Here is a 16,386-nt window from a genome sequence, read left to right on the forward strand (position 1 = left end):
CAGTTTTATATTTAATGTATTATCTATAAATTTCTTATAATTATTATTTTTTAAGAGGTTTTTATGGCAAAAACTCTGTATGACAAACTTTGGAATGCGCATGTTGTTCGAAAAGAGTCAGATGGCACAAGTTTAATTTATATTGATAGACATTTACTTCATGAGGTAACTAGTCCTCAGGCTTTTGAAGGATTATCTATATCTAATAGGAAGCCATGGCGTATAAATGCTAATTTAGCTGTAGCAGATCATAATGTTCCAACGAGTAATCGTGGCAATGGGATAGATGATCCTATATCTAAGCTACAAGTAGATACTTTAGATAACAACTGTGAAAAATATGGCATAGTTGAATTCAAAATGAATGATTTGCGACAAGGAATAGTTCATGTTGTCGGTCCAGAACAAGGTGCTACTCTACCAGGCATGACAATTGTTTGCGGTGATTCTCATACTAGCACCCATGGTGCAATAGGAGCATTAGCATTTGGCATAGGAACTTCTGATGTTGAGCATGTTTTAGCAACTCAAACATTATTGATGAAGAAAAATAAAAATATGCTAATAAATGTAGAAGGTGTTGTGCCAGATGGCTGCTCAGCAAAAGATATTATTCTTTATATTATTGGTGTAATAGGCACAGCAGGTGGCACAGGTTATGCAATAGAATTTGCTGGCAAGGCTATTTCTGATTTGTCTGTGGAAGGTAGAATGACTATTTGCAACATGGCTATTGAAGCTGGTGCAAGATCAGGTCTGGTAGCTGTTGATTCCAAAACAATCAGTTATTTTAATGGCTTACCATTTTCTCCTAAAGGTGAAATGTGGGATAAGGCTGTAAAATATTGGGAAAGTCTACATAGCGATGAAGGAGCTATTTTTGATAGTATTATCACTATAGATGCTAACAAAATACAGCCACAAGTAACTTGGGGAACATCTCCAGAGATGGTTCTGCCTGTTAGTGCAAAAGTTCCTAATCCCAATAATGAGAAAGATCCTGTCAAAAGAAATAGTATAGAGAGGGCTTTATCATATATGGGGCTTTTGCCAGATACGCCTATAGTTGATATACAAATAGATAAAGTTTTTATAGGATCTTGTACTAATTCTAGAATCGAAGATTTACGTGCTGCAGCTTCTGTGGTTAATGGAAGGAGAATATCTTCTAATATTAAATTAGCCATGGTAGTTCCTGGTTCTGGGTTGGTAAAAAAACAAGCTGAAAAAGAAGGTCTTGATAAGATCTTTATTGATGCTGGTTTCGAATGGAGAGATCCTGGTTGTTCTATGTGTTTAGCTATGAACTCTGATAAATTAAATCCTGGAGAACGTTGTGCATCAACCTCCAATCGTAATTTTGAGGGACGTCAAGGTCAAGGCAGTAGAACACACTTATTAAGCCCTACTATGGCGGCAGCTGCAGCAATTGCTGGTCATTTTGTAGATTATAGAGAATTTGATAATTAAGTATTATTACACTATGCAAGAATTCAATGTATATGAAGGTCTAGTAGCTCCGTTAGATAGAGAGAATGTCGATACCGATCTTATTATCCCTAAGCAATTTTTAAAATCGATTAAGCGTACAGGTTTTGGTCCAAATTTGTTTGATGAATTAAGATATTTGGATCATGGCGAACCAGGAATGGATAATAGCATCCGTCCTTTAAATAAAGATTTTGTCCTTAATAAAGATAGGTATAAAAATTCTACTATATTGCTTACTAGGAAAAATTTTGGTTGCGGATCAAGTAGAGAACATGCACCTTGGGCTCTTACCCAATATGGTTTTAGGGTTATTATAGCCCCATCTTATGCCGATATATTTTTTAATAATAGTTTCAAGAATGGTTTATTGCCGATTGTATTATCTGAAAATGATGTAGATTCTTTGTTTGAGTTAGTAAAGAATCAACCTGGTTATAGAATTAAAGTAGACTTAATTAATCAGGTTGTTATAACAACTGATGGTAAAAAGATAAATTTTGATATAGAACCATTCAGAAAATATTGTCTAGTTAATGGACTTGATGACATAAGTCTTACATTGCAACATAAAGAAAATATTAGAGAGTTTGAAGATGTTCATTTAAAGGAACATCCTTGGTTAAATATTTGAGTATTTATTTTTAAATTAATAATTGCTATTAGGTAGGGAAGATGACTAAGAGTATTGCTGTTTTAGCTGGTGATGGAATAGGACCTGAAATTGTTGAACAAGCAGTCCGTGTTCTATCTTCATTGGGTTTAAACATTGAAATGAAAGAAGCCTTAGTAGGAGGTGCTGCTTTTGATAGATTTGAGCATCCTTTGCCTAAATCTACTTTAGATTTGGCAAAAAATTCCCAAGCTGTGCTTTTTGGTGCTGTTGGTGACTGGAAATATGATCATTTACCTAGAGAATTACGCCCAGAACAATCAATTTTGGGGTTGCGTAGAAGCTTAGGTTTATTCGCTAATTTGAGACCTGCTTTTTTATATGATGATTTATCAAACTCATCAACATTAAAGCCAGAAGTTGTTTCAGGATTAGATTTATTGATAGTTCGTGAGTTAACTGGAGATGTGTATTTTGGAACACCTAGAGGTGTTAGAAATGCAAATGATGGTAATTTTATTGGAGAGCGTGAAGGTTTTGATACAATGCGATATGCAGAGTCTGAAGTACGCAGGATAGCTAAGGTGGCATTTGAGTCAGCAATGAAAAGAAGCAAAAGATTATGTAGTGTAGATAAGGCAAATGTCCTAGAAACTTCTCAATTCTGGAGAGACATAATGACTGATACTGCTAAAGAATATCCTAATGTAGAGCTAACTCATATGTATATTGACAATGCAGCTATGCAGCTTGTAAAGAATCCATGTCAATTTGATGTAATTGTTACAGGAAACTTATTTGGCGACATATTGTCAGATGAGGCAGCAATGTTGACTGGGTCTATAGGAATGTTGCCTTCTGCTTCGTTAAATTCTAATAACCAAGGGTTGTATGAACCAAGCCATGGTTCTGCTCCTGACATAGCAGGAAAGGGAATAGCAAATCCTTTGGCAACTATATTATCAGCTTCAATGTTATTAAGATATTCGCTTGATTTATCAGATTATGCTAATTTGATAGATAAGGCAGTACATAATGTTCTAGCCAATGGATTTCGTACTGTTGATATTTATGAAAATGGAACTAACAAAGTTGGAACATCTGAAATGGGAGATGCTGTCATTAATGAATTAAGGATGGCTTAGCTTCCATAAAAATTTGTTTGTATTTTCTTAATTAAATACAATCTAGTTTTATTTAAAACTTATTTTGCAAGAGTGAATAAAAATGGTTCAAGCAGTCGGTTTAGTAGGATGGCGTGGGATGGTAGGTTCTGTTCTTATGAAAAGAATGAGAGATGAGGGGGATTTTTCTTTCATAGAACCAGTTTTTTTTTCTAGTAGTAATGCTGGTGCTGATGCTCCAGAATGGGCTGATGGGGCAGGAAAATTAAAAGATTCTTACGATATTAAAGAATTAAAAAAATTACCAATTATTGTTACCGCCCAAGGTGGTGATTATACAACACAAGTACATGGTAAACTCAGAAAAGATGGTTGGACAGGCATATGGATAGATGCTGCCAGTACCCTCAGAATGAATGATGATGCCATTATTATTCTTGATCCAGTTAATCGTTCAGTTATAGATTCTGCTCTACAAAAAGGTATTAAAGATTTTATAGGTGGAAATTGTACTGTAAGTTGTATGTTGATGGGTTTAGCTGGGCTATTCAATAGTAATCTTATCGAATGGGCTACCTCAATGACTTATCAAGCAGCTTCTGGTGGTGGTGCTCAACACATGCGTGAACTGCTAAATCAGTTTGGATTTATAAACAAATCAGTGTCTGATTTATTGGATGATCCAGCTTCAGCAATTCTTGAGATTGATAGGAAAGTTTTATGTCTTCAGAATAGTAGCAATTTGCCTCAAAAGAATTTTGGAGTTCCATTAGCTGGAAGCTTAATACCATGGATAGACAAAGATCTTGGTAATGGTATATCTAGAGAAGAGTGGAAAGCTGGAGCTGAAACCAATAAAATTCTTGGTCACGGAACATCTAATTCTATAAATATAGATGGCTTATGTGTTCGTATAGGTGCTATGCGATGTCACAGTCAAGCACTTACCTTAAAACTTAAAAAAGATATCTCATTAGAAGAAATAGAAGATATTATAAATGCAGGCACAAAATGGGCGAAGGTAATTCCTAACAATAAAGAAGAAACCATATCGAAATTAACTCCAATTGCAGTAACTGGGACTTTAGATATTCCAGTAGGTCGTCTACGTAAGTTGTCTATGGGTCCAAAATATCTAAGTGCTTTTACAGTTGGAGACCAGTTGTTATGGGGAGCTGCTGAACCTCTACGACGTATGTTGCGTATAGTTTTAGGAGAATTCTAGATATTTATATTGCAATAAAAGTATTAGCATTTTACGCTGTTACTTTTATTGCTTCAGTATTCAGATTTTATATTTTTAATTAAAAATTAAAGAGTGTTTTTAGTATGTATAGAATTGCTATGGGCATTTCTTACAATGGTTCTGGTTTCTGTGGATGGCAAACTCAATCTAATTCTTGCTCAATACAAGATATTATAGAAAATGCTTTGTATAATTTCTCTGGATCCAAGAAAACTAGAGTAGTTTGTGCTGGGCGTACTGATGCAGGAGTGCATGCTGTTAATCAGGTAATACATTTTGATACAAATCTAAACAGAGAAATTGAATCTTGGATCAGAGGAGTCAATTCTTTTTTACCTAAGTCTATTTCTGTAACATGGGCTCAATTGGTAGATAAAAATTTTCATGCCCGTTTTAGCGCAATATCTAGAACTTATTCTTATATTATATATTGTTCAAAAGTACGTTCTGCCATTTATAATGAATTAGTTGGATGGAATTTTTATATTTTAGATATTGAATTGATGAAAAGTGCTGTTAATTTATTGGTAGGAAAACATGACTTTAGCAGTTTTAGATCATCACAATGTCAATCAAAAACTCCTATTAGGACTATTTATAGTGCTAATATCCAAAAACATGGACCATTCATAATTTTTACTATAATTGCCAATGCTTTTCTTCACCATATGATTCGTAATATAGTTGGTTCATTAATTTGTATTGGGCGGAGTAATAAAGATCCTATTTGGATTAAAGAATTATTGTTAGCTAAAGATAGAACAAAAGGGGGGGCTACCTTCTCTCCTAATGGCTTATATTTAATGGATGTTGAATACCCATCTAATTTTTGCATAAATAAAAAAAAATTTGATAATCAATTTTTTTTGCATTTTTAAAATAATTATTATGATTAATGATAGAGTTAGAATAAAAATCTGTGGATTCACCAGAGAAGAAGATATTATTTCTGCTGTAAACTCAGGAATAGATGCTTTAGGTATGGTTTTTTATGAAAAAAGTAAACGTTTCATTTCGCTAGATAGGGCAATTGCATTAAAAAAAGAAATACCGCCATTTGTGGATTTGGTTGCTTTATTTGTTGATGCATCAACAGATAGGGTTAAAGAGATTCAAGATGCTATTTATCCTGATTATCTGCAGTTTCACGGTGATGAGTCTCCAGAATTATGCGATAGTTTTAAACAAAAATATCTCAAAACCTTCCGTGTTGGTTCTCCTAAACTACACTCTAGCAATATTCTGTTAGATGAGTGCTTAAAGTATATTAATGCAGATGGATGGTTATTTGATAGCTATAGTTGTAGTTATGGTGGAAGTGGGAAGACTTTTAATCATGATATACTAAAGCCTATATGCTCCAAATTAATGCATAAAAGACCTATAATATTATCTGGTGGCTTGACTATAAATAATATCGTTGACTCTATAAACTATTTGCACCCTTGGGCTGTTGACATAAGTAGTGGAGTTGAAATAGAACCTGGTGTAAAGTCATCTACTAAAATTCAAGAAATAATAAATGCGGTGAATAAATGTGTTACTAACTCATCAGTCAAATGATATTACTGTAAATATGTATTATGTTTTTATTTGCAGATTTTTCAAATAAGATATAGAATTACAACCTTATGAAGGCGGTTAGCTCAGACGGTTAGAGCGCTACGTTGACATCGTAGAGGTCGTTGGTTCGATTCCAATACCGCCTACCATTTATATGATGATTAATGTTAGCAATTTGATTGCTCATCATAGATATGGAACATATATAGCACAAATTGTTATCTTATCTGAGTCAATAACTTAAATTATTTTACGTTCTAGCATGCATACTTTATTTGCCATTACAGAGAAATTTGTTTTTAATATTATTTTTCTGCTATACCAGGCAAAATTTATTTTTGCTAGTATTGTTCTAACTGTTAATTTTTAGATAGCGGATATTTGATGATAATAATTACCTTTCCAGATGGTGTTCAGCTTAGTTATAAGGATCAGGTTACAGTTTCACAATTAATTAGAGATATTAATTGTAATCCTGAAGAAATAATTGCTGCGCAAGTAGATATGGATGGTAAACAATTAGGTATAGTAAACACTAAATTCTCTATAAAAAGTAATGCTCAAGTCAGATTGATAAAAAAAAGTGATAGTGATTGGTTGACTATAATAAGACATTCAACAGCACATTTACTTGCTTATGCTATTAAAGAATTATTCAAAGATGCACAAATAGCAATAGGCCCAGTGATAGAAAATGGTTTTTACTATGACATTTCCTGTAAAAAGTCATTTAGTGAAGATGACCTTGATATGATTGAGAAGAGAATGATGGATATTTCTCTTAGAAATGAGGATATCATTAGAGAGGAGTGGGATAGAAATTATGCTATAGATTTTTTTAAAGACCGAGGTGAATTTTATAAGATTGAGCTAATATCCAAAATACCAACTGATGAAAAAATATCTATTTATAGAGAAGGTGTTTTTGTAGATTTATGTAAAGGTCCTCATGTTCCATCAACTGGATACTTAAAATATTTTAAATTATTGAAATTATCTGGTGCTTACTGGCATGGTGATAGTAATAATGAGATGTTACAAAGGATATATGGAACAGCATGGGTAACTAAGAATGATCTAAATAAATATTTAGAAATGTTAAAACTTGCAGAAAACAACGATCACCGTAAAATAGGAAAGGATCTTGATTTGTTTCATTTTCAAGAAGAAGCTCCTGGTTTGGTGTTTTGGCATACTAATGGTTTATTAATATGGCAACAAGTTGAATATTATATGAGGGATGTTTATTATAAGAATGGATATAAAGAGGTAAAAGCTCCTCAGATAATAGATGTGTCATTATGGAAGAAAACAGGACATTGGGAAAATTATCGTGAAAATATGTTTACTGTCAATTCTGAAAATAGAACCTATGCTTTAAAACCAATGAATTGTCCAGGTCATATACAAATATTTAACTCTAAACTACATTCTTATAAAGAGCTTCCTGTTAGGTACGGAGAATTTGGCAATTGCCATAGAAATGAATCTTCCGGTTCTTTACATGGATTAATGAGATTACGTGGGTTTACGCAAGATGATGGTCATATATTCTGTACAGAAAACCAAATACATGAAGAATGTACTTTGTTTACAAAATTGTTGCAAAAAGTATACATGGATTTTGGTTTCAACGATATTACATACAGTGTTGCAACTAGGCCTAAGAAAAGAATAGGTAGTAACTTAATTTGGGACAAAGCCGAATCTGCTTTAATGGAGAGTTTAAATAATATTGGTTGTAATTTCTCTATTAATAAAGAGGAAGGAGCTTTTTATGGACCAAAGATTGAATATACTCTTAAAGATGCTATTGGTAGGAGTTGGCAATGTGGAACTATACAAGTTGATTTTTCAATGCCTAATCTATTAGATGCTGAATATGTTGATAGTGATGACTGCCGCCAAAATCCAGTCATGATTCATAGAGCTATACTAGGATCTATGGAGCGCTTTATAGGTATTTTAATTGAGCACTATTCTGGAGCAATGCCATTATGGCTAGCTCCAGTTCAGGTAGTTATATGTTGCATATCAGAACAATCTATCGAATATGCAAAATCAATTTATTCAATTTTATTGAGCAAAGAATTTAGAGTTGAGATTGATTTGCGTAATGAAAAAATCGGACGTAAAATTCGTGAACATAGTATAAAAAAGATACCTTATATTATTGTTGTTGGTGAAAATGAGAAAAATAATGTTAACATTTCAGTTCGATGTCATGGTTCTTTGAATCTTGGGCTTATGAGCTTGGAAGATTTTATAATTCGTTTGCATTCAGATATATCCATGAAGCGCGTAGTAGCTTCTTAGATTACAAGATAAATATTTTTTAGGAGTTTTTGATATCGTCACCGAAAAAACTAATCGCATCAATGGTGAAATCCGTATCCCCGAGGTGCGTCTTATAGGAATAAATGGGGAGCAATTAGGGATTGTAAAGATTTCTGAGGCTTTAAGACTTTCTGAACAGCATCAGGTGGATTTGGTTGAAATCGCCCCTAATGCTATACCTGCAGTTTGCCGATTGATGGATTACGGTAAATTTAGATATAAAGAACAGAAACGTCAAGCTGAGGCAAAAGCTAAACAAAAAGTAATTCAGGTAAAAGAAGTAAAATTTAGGCCTTCTACTGATGATGGTGATTATCATGTCAAGCTTAAAAATTTGCGACGTTTTTTGGAGGAAGGGGATAAAGCTAAGGTAACATTGCGTTTCAGAGGCCGCGAGATGGCTCATCAAGAATTAGGCATGCGCGTATTAGAGAGAATTCGCAAAGATTTATCAGATTCTGTTGTAGTAGAGTCTATGCCAAAATTAGAAGGAAGGCAAATGGTAATGATGCTTGCTCCTAACAAAAAGACTATGCCTAATAAAGATTGATATTATTTATTACCTTTCAATAAAATATAAAATATTTTGATTATCTATTATGACTCTGTGGCTCGTTTCTGATTATTTTATACGAGCCATGTAGACTAAGGTTGCTTTTATGCATGTTTTATTTATCATCGATCCTATAAATTCTTTGAAGGTACATAAAGATACTTCTGTTGCTGTGATGCGAGCTTTGATTGATAGAAATCATCATATCAGCATTGCAATGCAGAGTGATATCTTTATTGATTCTGATAATATAGTTAAGTCAAATAGTAAGTCAATATCTATTGCTGGAAATTTAAGTGAAAAGAAATGGTGGTCTGTTAATGATAGCTTTTTTAAAATGCCGTTGAATAATTTTGATGTGGTATTGATGCGTAAAGATCCACCTTTTGATTTAGAATATCTCTATACAACTCATTTATTAGAAATTTCAGAAAAACAAGGTGTGAAGATTTTTAATAGTCCTAGCGCAATACGTAATCATCCTGAAAAATTATCTATAATGGAATTTCCGGAATTAATAGCACCCACAGTAGTTACTAGTAATATAGATTTTTTGAAAGATTTTTGTTATTTACATAAAGATATTATAGTTAAGCCACTTGATGGAATGGGTGGAGTTGGTATTTTTAGGATAAAAGAAGGCGATTCAAATTTAAATGTTATCTTAGAGGTTTCTACAAATAACAGTAAAACTACTGTTATGGCTCAAAAGTATATATCTGATATATCTAACGGAGACAAGAGGATACTAATTGTCGGTGATAAAATAATTCCATTCTGTTTAGCCAGATTGCCTTTGTCTGGTGAACACAGAGGCAATCTGGCTGCTGGAGGAAAGGGTAGAGCTCAAAAATTATCTGAACAAGATATTAATATAGCTAATATAGTTTACAATAAGTTATATAAGCGTGGTCTTTATATAATTGGCTTAGATGTAATAGGTGAATACTTAACTGAAATAAACGTAACCAGTCCTACTTGTTTTGTAGAGATTTCAGATCAAACCGGTCTTGATATTGCAAATATCTTCGTAGATTTTTTAGAGAAAAAAGCAAATTAGACTTTATACTTCAATTTATTTATAAATAGTGTGTATTATGTTAGCCAAAAATGTTACTGTCAATAATGAATATGGTTTAAATGCGACTGAGTCTATTAAATTGACCAATATTGCTAGTAGTTTTCAAAGTGATATTTTTATTTCTAGCAACTCTCGCAGAGTAAATGCAAAAAGCATAATGGGTGTTATGATGCTGGCTGCTTGCAATGGCTCAAATATTAAAATAGAGACTATTGGAATAGACTCAGAAGAAGCAATGGAGGCTATTGTTGATTTTTTTTCAACAAATGCTAAATTGAGCTAATCAGTTATTTTTTTATGCATTTGTTGATCCAAAGCCTCTTTCTCCTCTAGGATTTTGAGATGAGAAATTTTCGACAATTTTAAAACTTGGCCTTATTATAGGGAGGAATATCATTTGAGCTATTCTTTCTCCCGGGACAATTTCTATATCTATGTTTGATTCAACGGTGTTTCTATTCCAAACACTCATTAATATAGTGCCTGAATAATCTGCATCAATTACTCCTGCTGTATTCCCTAACACTAGACCTTTCTTATGTCCTAATCCAGACCTTGGTAGTATCATTGCCATCATATTTTTATCATTCATATGTATAGATATTCCAGATGATAATAGTTGAGCAGGATTTCCTGGTTTTATTTTTATTGTATTATCTATACATGCGTAGAGATCTATGGCAGCAGCAAGATCTGTTTGATAGGTTGGAGTTCCCCATAATTTTATTATGCGATCATCTAATATTTTTATTTCTATTGAAATTTTGGACATATTCTTAATTAAAATATTTTTATTCTATTGTAAATTTCAAGCATCAACTTTCTTGCTGCTTGCATTTTACTCATTTTAGGGAATTTATACGATCCATTAGAGTCAAAGAGCACTAATGTTGTTGTATCTGACTCAAATGTTTCATTAGCCAAATTACCTACTATCAATTGTACTTTTTTATTTAAAAGTTTCATTCTAGCATTTTTATCTAAATCATCTGTTTCTGCAGCAAAACCTACACACCAAGGGCCATTATCAATCTTAGCTACTTCTGCTAGAATATCCTTATTAAAAACTAATGAAAGGTTAGGAATAGTTTTTAAATTGCTATCTTTTTTAATTTTATGATTACTAAATTTTTTTATTTTCCAATCACATACAGCTGCTACAGATATAAATATGTCAGTCTTATGGATATTGTTCATCACAGCTTCATACATTTCTTCAGCAGTTTTTACTTTATGGAATTCAATATTATCAGGAATATCCAATGATGTTGGGCCAGTGATCATTGTTACTACTCCTCCAAATTCATTTGCTGCTCTTGCTATAGAGTAACCAGTCTTACCGGAAGATCTATTACTAATAAACCTAACAGGATCAATTAGTTCAATAGTTGGTCCGGCAGTTATAAGTATTCTTTTTCCTTTTAATATTTTATTCTGTAATGAAGCTATTATTTGATTAACTATATAAGTAATCTCTGATAACCTACCAATACCGATATCACCACATGCTTGCTGTCCAGAAGATGGTCCTATAATAGTTATGCTATCTTTTTTTAATTGATTAATATTTCTTTGTGTGCATATATTACTCCACATTTCTTTATTCATCGCTGGTGCTATAAATAATGGACATTTTCTAGCTAAACAGATTGACGATAATAAATCATCTGCTATTCCATTAGCTATTTTTGCTATGAAATTTGCACTTGCTGGTACTATTAATATTAAGTCATAACGTCCAAGACTTATATGAGTCATACCATTGTAAAATTTATCCTCATTTTCTTCAGTAAAAACTGGTCTACCAGATAAGGCTTGCATTGTAAGTGGAGTAATAAATTTTTGTGCAGATTTTGTCATCACAACATCTACTGTTGCCCCATTACTTATTAATCTTCTAGTTAATTCTGCTGTTTTATAACAAGCTATGCTACCAGTCATTCCTAAAACTATATGTTTTTTATAAAGATCTAGCATTTTATTAATTTTTTAAATTCATTGATTTTTATAATTGTTTAAACTTTTTAACATAAACTCATTTGTAATAAAAAACAAAAATCCTACGCTTATCATAATATCAGCGATATTAAATACTGGAAAGTAAAAATCATTGTAATGCATGGATATGAAATCTATTACATATCCATGGTAGATTCTATCAGAGATATTTCCAAGAGTTCCACTTAATATTAATATAGTAGCAAATTTAATTCTAATATTTGAAGTATTTTTATCAGCATCTAATTTATATAAAAATATTAACATAAATATTGATGCAATAATCCCAATAAATATTAGTAAATATCTTTGCCAGGATTGCTGATCTGATAGCATACCAAAAGCAGCTCCATAGTTGTATACAAGCGTGAAATCTAAAAACGAAAAAACTTTTAAATTGCTGCCAGAATACAATAGATTTTTATAATAAATCTTAGTTACTCTATCTAAGAAAACTAATGACAGTATGCTAATAAAATATAATGTATTATTAAGATTTAAAATGTTAGTTATAAATCTGTTGTGAATCAAAACCAGTATCCTTCTTCTATCAGTACAAAACTATAACTATTCATGTGTCATTTATTATGTAAGTTTTCGGCACATCTAATGCATATATCTTTATATATATCATCATGACCAACATCTTCAGTATAGTGCCAGCAACGTTCACATTTTTTATTTTTTGATATATTTACATCAATTTTTATATCATTGTTATCATGTTTATAAACTAATACTTTTGATACAATTAATATAAATTTAAAGTCATCTTTCAAGCTATCTAAGATTTCTTTATCAGATGAATTTGCATATATACAGACCTCAGCTTGCAGAGATGATCCAAGTTTTCCAGTATTGCGAACTTCTTCTATCTTTTTTTGCGTCAAATCTCTAATTGCTCTGATGCGATCCCATTTTTTAATCAGTAAATTATTTTCAGTAAAATCAAGTTTTAAATCATGGTATACACTTGTGAATATTGTAATATTGTGATTAAGTTTTATATTTTTATCTATTGCTTTTGTTTCTAGTAATGTTTTCCATGCTTCTTCTGCGGTAAATGACAATATCGGAGCTAACATCTTTATAAGAGCTTGTGTAATTTCTGATAAAGTGCTCTGAGCAGATTTTCTAGCTAAGCTATCTGGTTTTGTAGTGTATAGTCTGTCTTTTAATATATCTAAGTAAAATGCCCCTAATTCTTCTGAACAAAAATTTTGTAATTTCGATATTGCTGTATGAAAATCATATTTTTCATAATTAGCAATCACATCTTTTTGTGTTTTATGTGTCACACATAGAAAATACTTATCTATTTCTAATAGATTATCGTATCCTATAAAATGCTTTTCTCTATCAAAATCAGTAAGATTAGCTAAGAGAAATCTTAATGTATTACGTATTCTGCGATAGCTTTCAACAACTCTATTTAGTATTTCATCAGAAATGTGCATTTCTGCAGAATAATCTGTAGTAGCAACCCATAGCCTTAGTATTTCAGCACCTAGAGAATTATAGATTTCTTTAGGTGATATTATATTACCTAAAGATTTGCTCATTTTACGACCATTTTGATCCACAAAGAAACCATGTGTCAAAACTGATTTGTAAGGAGATTTTCCATATAGCATGCATCCAACTAATAAAGAAGAATGAAACCATCCTCTATGTTGATCTGATCCTTCTAGATATAAATCTGCAGGCCAGTTCAGTATATTTTTATGAGATCCATCAATGTCATTATTTAGACCTCCTATTACAGTTGCATGTGTTGATCCAGAGTCAAACCATACATCTAATGTATCCTGGTTCTTTTTATAAATATCTACTTCACTATCATCTATTAGTTCATTTATATCTATTTTTTGCCACTCCTCTATTCCTCCTTTCTCTATTCTTGTAGCTACTTTTTCCAGAAGTTCTATAGTTCTAGGATGAATTTCATCAGTCTCTTTATTTACAAGAAAAGCTATGGGGACTCCCCATTTCCTTTGTCTAGATAGTGTCCAGTCTGGTCTATTGGCTATCATAGATTTCAGACGTTCTTTTCCCCATGCAGGATAAAATGATATGTTGTCAATATTAGATAATGCTGATTCTCTTATTGTTATGTCATCATGTTTGATATCCATTCCAGCAAACCATTGACGTGTTGCCCTTAAGATGATTGGCGTTTTATGACGCCAACAGTGCATGTAACTATGTGAATAATCTTCAGATTTTACCAATGATCCATTTTTTTTGAGAAAATCTATTATCTCTTTATTTGTATCCCAAATTATTTTACCGTTAAAGATTGGTAATTTTTTATCATACTTACCATCGCCATTGACCATATTAAGTATATCTATATCTTTAAAACCATTTTCTTTGAAAACAGCAAAATCCTCCATACCATGTGCCGGTGCAGAGTGTACTACACCTGTACCATTATCTAGTGTTACATAATCAGCTATATAAACCTTAGATATTCTATGATAAAAATCGTGTGTATTTGATAATGGATGTAAAAATTCTAAACCTAATAAAGATTTTCCTTTAGTAGTAGCGATTATTTCATATTTTTCGATATTTACTTTTTCCACAAAGTAACTGATTCTTTCTTTTGCTATTATTATCAAAGAGCCATGGCTTAGTGATGGATACACACGTACTATAGAATATTCTAAATTAGGATTTACATTTATAAATTGATTTACTGGTATAGTCCAAGGAGTTGTTGTCCATATTAAAATACCACCGTCTTCTTGGATTTTGTCTAAGTTAAATACTTTTGATAATTGATTTTTATCTGTAAATTTGAAGGATACAAATATGGAAGTATCCAAGCGGTCGCTGTATTCGACTTCTGCATCAGACAGAGCTGACCCACAATCGAAGCACCAATTAACAGGTTTCAATCCTCTGTAAAGATATCCATTTTTTAAAATTTTAGCTAATACCCTAAGCTCATTAGCTTCATTTTTAAAATTCATTGTTAAATATGGGTTATCCCAGTATCCTAAAATACCTAATCGCTTAAACTCAGACTTTTGTCTTTCGACTTGCTGACCTGCATATTTTCTGGCCTTTTGCTGTAGATCTTTGATATCTAGATTTTTGCCATATTTTTTTTCTATCTGAATTTCTATTGGCATACCATGACAATCCCAACCAGGTACATACTTTGCATCATATCCAAGCAAGAGTTTGTTTTTAATAATTATATCTTTTAAAATTTTATTAATAGCATGACCTAGGTGTATATCACCATTTGCATAAGGGGGTCCATCGTGTAAGGTAAATTTCAATCTGTTTACACATATCGACTCAATAGCCCTGTATATCCGTTCGTCTTCTAATTGTTTTACCCAAATAGGTTCTCTTTGTGCTAAATTTCCACGCATTGGAAAAGATGTTTCAGGCAAATTAAGTGTTTTTTTATAGTCCATATTTTAAAAAGTAATATCGTGCATTCTGTACGTCTCTTTCTATAGCTTTGACAAGAGTACTAATGTTAGTAAATTTTTCTTCATCTCTAAGTTTCATTATAAGATCAACTGATATAATTTCACCATATGCATTTACTTTCTCATCTAATAAGTATGTTTCAAGCAACATTTGACCATTATTTTCAAGTGTTTTTCTGGTTCCTAAGAATGCTACACCTGGTAGTGACTCATTTTTTAAGCCATGTACTAAAACAGCATAAACACCAGTACTCACTGCACAATCTTGCTGTATTTTTAAATTCATAGTAGGGAAACCTATAGTTCTACCTATTTTATTACCATGTATTACATGTCCGCTAATTGAGAAATTTCTTCCTAATAATTTGTTGGCAGAACCTATATTTCCTTTTGTTAGTATGGACCTTATCCTAGAGCTTGATATATTACAGTATTCTTTGTCTTTTAACATTTCTATACTTATAGTTTCAAGACCTGAATTCAATCCTATTTTTTTTAATGTATTTATATCTCCAGTGCGGTTATAACCAAACCTGAAATCTTCTCCAACTATTACAAGACGTACTTTTAGTATATTTATCAGGTAGTCTTTAATAAAACTCTCTGCAGATATTTTTGCTGTCTCTTTATTAAACTTATTGATTATAATTTGACGAATTCCTTGCTGGGCCAATATCGAAATTTTATCTCTAATACCACAAATATTTTTTTGTTTTTGTCCTGAAAAATATTCTTTTGGATGTGGATAGAATGTTAATATTGAGGGCAACAAACCTCTGTTTCTAGCTTCATTACAAAGGCATGCAAGAATTTTTTTATGTCCTAAATGAATTCCATCAAAATTCCCTATTGTTATTGCACAGGGTTTGAATTTATCATTAGGTTTAATATGTCTACTTATGTATAATTTTTCTTTCACAGTTAACAACTT

Annotated in this window: 15 protein-coding genes and 1 tRNA gene; 11 read left to right on the forward strand and 5 right to left on the reverse strand. The window is 31.9% G+C overall.

Annotation, left to right across the window (positions count from 1 at the left end):
• Positions 1-63 precede the first annotated feature (63 nt).
• The 11 genes from leuC (at position 64) to CONE_RS01170 (ending at position 10,288) form a co-directional block, all read left to right on the forward strand.
• A complete protein-coding gene (gene leuC, locus CONE_RS01120; RefSeq protein WP_015396912.1) occupies positions 64-1,470 on the forward strand; it encodes a 3-isopropylmalate dehydratase large subunit in 1,407 nt (468 codons plus the stop codon).
• A 13-nt stretch (positions 1,471-1,483) separates the two neighbouring features.
• Entirely contained in the window at positions 1,484-2,122 is a 639-nt protein-coding gene (gene leuD, locus CONE_RS01125; protein ID WP_015396913.1) for a 3-isopropylmalate dehydratase small subunit, read from the forward strand.
• Between the two features lie 41 nt (positions 2,123-2,163).
• The gene (gene leuB / locus CONE_RS01130) at positions 2,164-3,246 is read left to right on the forward strand and encodes a 3-isopropylmalate dehydrogenase (protein WP_015396914.1); all 1,083 of its coding nucleotides are present in this window, start codon (positions 2,164-2,166) and stop codon (positions 3,244-3,246) included.
• Positions 3,247-3,328: 82 nt separating this feature from the next.
• Positions 3,329-4,450: an aspartate-semialdehyde dehydrogenase gene (gene asd / locus CONE_RS01135; RefSeq protein ID WP_015396915.1), complete on the forward strand. Its 1,122-nt coding sequence runs from the start codon at positions 3,329-3,331 to the stop codon at positions 4,448-4,450.
• Between the two features lie 104 nt (positions 4,451-4,554).
• Positions 4,555-5,349 (forward strand): tRNA pseudouridine(38-40) synthase TruA, encoded by a 795-nt coding sequence (gene truA / locus CONE_RS01140; RefSeq protein ID WP_015396916.1) that lies wholly within the window; start codon positions 4,555-4,557, stop codon positions 5,347-5,349.
• Positions 5,350-5,359: 10 nt separating this feature from the next.
• Positions 5,360-6,034: a phosphoribosylanthranilate isomerase gene (locus tag CONE_RS01145; RefSeq protein WP_015396917.1), complete on the forward strand. Its 675-nt coding sequence runs from the start codon at positions 5,360-5,362 to the stop codon at positions 6,032-6,034.
• Between the two features lie 72 nt (positions 6,035-6,106).
• Positions 6,107-6,183, forward strand: a tRNA-Val gene (locus tag CONE_RS01150).
• Positions 6,184-6,418: 235 nt separating this feature from the next.
• Positions 6,419-8,350, forward strand: a complete 1,932-nt coding sequence (gene thrS / locus CONE_RS01155) for a threonine--tRNA ligase (protein ID WP_015396918.1) — start codon at positions 6,419-6,421, stop codon at positions 8,348-8,350.
• A 34-nt stretch (positions 8,351-8,384) separates the two neighbouring features.
• Positions 8,385-8,921: a translation initiation factor IF-3 gene (gene infC / locus CONE_RS01160; RefSeq protein WP_015396919.1), complete on the forward strand. Its 537-nt coding sequence runs from the start codon at positions 8,385-8,387 to the stop codon at positions 8,919-8,921.
• Between the two features lie 109 nt (positions 8,922-9,030).
• Positions 9,031-9,984: a glutathione synthase gene (gene gshB, locus CONE_RS01165; protein ID WP_015396920.1), complete on the forward strand. Its 954-nt coding sequence runs from the start codon at positions 9,031-9,033 to the stop codon at positions 9,982-9,984.
• A gap of 37 nt (positions 9,985-10,021) precedes the next feature.
• On the forward strand, positions 10,022-10,288 hold the full coding sequence (locus CONE_RS01170; RefSeq protein WP_015396921.1) for an HPr family phosphocarrier protein: 267 nt from the start codon (positions 10,022-10,024) through the stop codon (positions 10,286-10,288).
• Positions 10,289-10,300: 12 nt separating this feature from the next.
• Here CONE_RS01170 and dut read toward each other — a convergent pair whose 3' ends face one another.
• Genes dut through CONE_RS01195 form a run of 5 tightly spaced genes read right to left on the reverse strand, consistent with a single transcriptional unit; the run spans position 10,301 to position 16,374 of the window.
• Positions 10,301-10,777, reverse strand: a complete 477-nt coding sequence (dut, locus tag CONE_RS01175; protein WP_015396922.1) for a dUTP diphosphatase — start codon at positions 10,775-10,777, stop codon at positions 10,301-10,303.
• A gap of 8 nt (positions 10,778-10,785) precedes the next feature.
• Complete coding sequence (coaBC, locus tag CONE_RS01180; protein ID WP_015396923.1) at positions 10,786-11,982, reverse strand: bifunctional phosphopantothenoylcysteine decarboxylase/phosphopantothenate--cysteine ligase CoaBC; 1,197 nt, start codon at positions 11,980-11,982, stop codon at positions 10,786-10,788.
• Between the two features lie 18 nt (positions 11,983-12,000).
• Entirely contained in the window at positions 12,001-12,534 is a 534-nt protein-coding gene (gene lspA / locus CONE_RS01185) for a signal peptidase II (RefSeq protein ID WP_015396924.1), read from the reverse strand.
• Between the two features lie 47 nt (positions 12,535-12,581).
• Positions 12,582-15,437 carry an isoleucine--tRNA ligase gene (ileS, locus tag CONE_RS01190; RefSeq protein WP_015396925.1) on the reverse strand — a complete coding sequence of 952 codons (2,856 nt, stop codon included), beginning with the start codon at positions 15,435-15,437 and terminating at the stop codon, positions 12,582-12,584.
• The gene (locus tag CONE_RS01195) at positions 15,427-16,374 is read right to left on the reverse strand and encodes a bifunctional riboflavin kinase/FAD synthetase (protein ID WP_041862192.1); all 948 of its coding nucleotides are present in this window, start codon (positions 16,372-16,374) and stop codon (positions 15,427-15,429) included. The genes ileS and CONE_RS01195 overlap by 11 nt, the downstream gene beginning before the upstream one ends.
• Between the last annotated feature and the right edge of the window lie 12 nt (positions 16,375-16,386).

Origin of the sequence: Candidatus Kinetoplastibacterium oncopeltii TCC290E (genome assembly GCF_000340865.1) — a bacterium.
Classification (GTDB): domain Bacteria; phylum Pseudomonadota; class Gammaproteobacteria; order Burkholderiales; family Burkholderiaceae_B; genus Kinetoplastidibacterium; species Kinetoplastidibacterium stringomonadis.